This window comes from Nonomuraea lactucae, assembly GCF_003313395.1.
GTDB lineage: Bacteria > Actinomycetota > Actinomycetes > Streptosporangiales > Streptosporangiaceae > Nonomuraea > Nonomuraea lactucae.
Map to the genome: position 1 here is coordinate 1 of NZ_QNFZ01000674.1, position 2,983 is coordinate 2,983.

3 protein-coding genes are annotated in these 2,983 nt (G+C 69.9%); 2 read left to right on the forward strand and 1 reads right to left on the reverse strand.

What is annotated here, in order from left to right; translation table 11 throughout:
• Both DQW85_RS25195 and DQW85_RS48280 read left to right on the forward strand, forming a co-directional pair.
• The coding region (locus DQW85_RS25195; protein WP_240197413.1) for a glycoside hydrolase family 38 C-terminal domain-containing protein at positions 1–1,127 on the forward strand (1,127 nt) is incomplete at its 5' end.
• Positions 1,128–1,516: 389 nt separating this feature from the next.
• The gene (locus tag DQW85_RS48280) at positions 1,517–1,786 is read left to right on the forward strand and encodes a peptidase inhibitor family I36 protein (protein ID WP_420819183.1); all 270 of its coding nucleotides are present in this window, start codon (positions 1,517–1,519) and stop codon (positions 1,784–1,786) included.
• A 185-nt stretch (positions 1,787–1,971) separates the two neighbouring features.
• Here the strand turns inward: DQW85_RS48280 and DQW85_RS25205 are convergent, their stop codons facing one another.
• Positions 1,972–2,796, reverse strand: coding sequence for a PIG-L family deacetylase (locus DQW85_RS25205; protein ID WP_113702463.1), 825 nt, complete (start codon positions 2,794–2,796; stop codon positions 1,972–1,974).
• Positions 2,797–2,983: the final 187 nt, after the last annotated feature.

A 2,983-nucleotide genomic window follows, 5' to 3' on the forward strand; every position in this document is an offset into this window, starting at 1 on the left:
GCCACGGCGTCCCCGCCGGCGGGGCCGCGGCCGTCGCGGGGGCGGGCGAGGTCGAGACGCTCCCTCGCGAGGGCGGCGGCCACGTCCTCGGCAACGGGCTGCTCCGGGTGGAGATCGACGAGCGCGGCCTGGTCGTCTCGGTGTACGACCTCCACGCCGAGCGCGAGACGGTCGCCCCCGGCCAGGCGGCCAACCTGCTGCAGCTCCACCCTGACTTCCCGAACACGTGGGACGCCTGGGACGTCGACGAGTTCTACCGCAACACGGTCACCGACCTGGTGGACGCCGACGAGGTGGCGCCAGGGGACGAGCCCGGCTCGGTCCGCGTCGTCCGTTCCTTCGGCCGTTCCAGGGTCACCCAGGTGCTGCTCCTCCCGCCCGGCGCCAAGCGGCTCGACATCCGCACCGAGGTCGACTGGCACGAGACGGAGAAGTTCCTCAAGCTGGCGTTCCCGCTCGACCTGCACGCCGACCGCTACGCCTCCGAGAGCCAGTACGGCCACGTCTACCGCGCCACCCACACCAACACCAGCTGGGAGGCCGCCAAGTTCGAAGCCTGCAACCACCGGTTCATCCACCTGGAGGAGCCCGGCTGGGGGGTCGCCCTGGTCAACGACTCGACCTACGGCCACGATGTGACCCGCACGGTCCGCGAGTCCGGCTCCGGCACGACCACGACCGTCCGGGCCTCCCTGCTGCGCGCCCCGCGCTTCCCCGACCCCGAGACCGACCAGGGCGCGCACCGCTTCCGCCACGCGCTGGTGCCGGGTGCCTCGATCGGCGACGCGGTCCGCGAGGGCTACTTCATCAACCTCCCGGAACGCCGCGTCCCCGGCGGCGGCGCCCCCGTGGAGCCGCTGGTGAGCGTCGACGACGACGCGGTCGTGGTGACGGCGGTCAAGCTGGCGGACGACGAGAGCGGCGACGTGGTGGTGCGGTTCCACGAGTCACGCGGGGGCCGGGCCAGGGCCCGCCTCACCGCGGGCTTCCCGCTCGCCGGAGTCACACCGGCCGACCTGCTGGAACGCCCCCTCCCGGACGCCCCCCGCTGGTCGCGCCAGGGCGACACGGTGTCGCTCGCGCTCCGCCCGTTCGAACTGGTCACCCTCCGCCTCCACCGCGCCTGACGGCCCGGGGCGCCTGACGGTCCGGGCCTGAGCCGCCGATCTCCGCCGGTCGCGGAAACCCGCCGCACGGCAGCGGCCGCCCCTCCTGGGGGCGGCCGAGGATCTCGGTGGTCGCGCGCGAAGACGTCTCACTCCTGTCCGCGACAGAGAGTGCGCTTCTCTGTAAATCGAGGGCCTGTGTGCGCAGGTCACCTTCATGACATCGTGAGCAGTCTTCGGGCAGTAAATGGTCTTCTGGGTGAACAGTTCGACCTGTATAACTGGAGGGTAAACACCCGGTCTAGTAAAGGAGAACAATGAAAAATAGGCGAGGAACAGGGGTTCTGATCGCCGCTCTCACCCTGGCCGTCGTTTCGGCAGGTTCCGTCAATAGCGCCAGCGCCGCCGTCATGGACAAGTCGGACTGCCCTGACGGTTATTTCTGCTTCTGGGGCGACTCGGAATTCCGTGGAAGGTGGTTCGCCGCCCGGGTCCCTATACCCAACGTCGGCATCGCTCATAACGATCAGGCAAGCTCTTATTGGAACAGAACTGGCCAAACGTGGTGTCTGTATATTCACGAGAACTATCGGGACAGAATGGACACAGTGCCCCCTGGTAAGGAGAAAAACTACATGATAGGCGCGAACGACGATCTCACCTCCCTGAAACCGTGCTAACCACGGGAGCTGGGGCATCGATCGGCACCGTCTCACACTTTCCGGCTTAACTGGATAATCGGTTCCGAAGGGGTGGAGATCGGCTGATCTCTGCCCCTGATCTGGCACCCGAACGACCCCGGAGCGGTCTTCAGGCCCAGCCGCGCCGGTAGCGCTGGCGGTGCCTCCGAACTGGGAACAGGCCTTTAGTCGCGCAGGCCCGCGAACAGGTCGTCCTCATGGTCCGGCGCGGCGACCCGGCTGAGCACGCGGGTGAACGCCTCGCTCGAGAACGCCTGCCGCTGCGCCGCGTCCGGCATGCGCAGCAGGAAGATGTTCTCCCCCTGGCTCTCGTGCGCCCGCAGGGCCTTGAGCTTGCGTTCGACATAGGGGGCGACGTCGACCAGGGTGGTCACCAGCTCGTCGGGCGTGCCGAAGTCGTCGGACGGCCGGAAGTCGCCGAGGTCGACCCCGTTCTCCAGCATGAGGTCGAACAACCGCTTGATCGCCGAGCGGGGGATGGCCGTGTGGTAGAGCTTGGCCGGAACGCCGGTCGCCTCGACGGCCGCCACCGTGATGCGGTGGGCCTGGACGTGGTCGGGGTGACCGTAGCCGCTGCCGCCGGTCTCGTCGTAGGTGACGACGACGTCCGGCCGGTAGCGCTCGATCAGCTCGCCGAGCCGTCCGGCGGCGGCCTCCACCGGAACGTTGGCGAACGCGTCGGGATGGTGGTTGGTCTCCCAGCCGTCCATGCCGGAGTCGCGGTAGCCGAGCAGCTCCAGGTGGTCGATGCCGAGGATCTGCACCGACTCGCGCAGCTCGGCCAGCCGCCGCTCCGCCACGGCCGCGTCGTCGTGGCCCTGGTCGCCGGGCTTGACCCCGTCCGGGCCGTCGCCCTGCTCGCCGTTGGTGCAGGTGACCAGCACGGTGCGGACGCCCTCGTCGGTGTAGCGGGCGAGGACTCCGCCGGTGCTCAGGCACTCGTCGTCGGGGTGGGCGTGCACGGCCATGAGGGTGAGTTGCCGGTCCATGGTTGGCAACCCTACTCGGCGGCACCGACAGGCGCGGTGGCAGAGCCCACCGCCCCGGCCCCCGCCCCGGGTGGCCGGGCTCCCGTCCCAGCCCCCGCACCGGCAGTCGTCCCGGCCCCCGCACCGGCAGTCGTCCCGGTGCCCGTCCCAGCCTCGCGACCGGTATCGCACGCGCGGCGGCCCAGGC

Excerpts from the sequence above, each read along its gene's own strand:
- DQW85_RS48280 (WP_420819183.1), top strand. The coding sequence starts at position 1,517 with ATGGACAAGTCGGACTGCCCTGACGGTTATTTCTGCTTCTGGGGCGAC.
- DQW85_RS25205 (WP_113702463.1), bottom strand. The coding sequence starts at position 2,796 with ATGGACCGGCAACTCACCCTCATGGCCGTGCACGCCCACCCCGACGAC.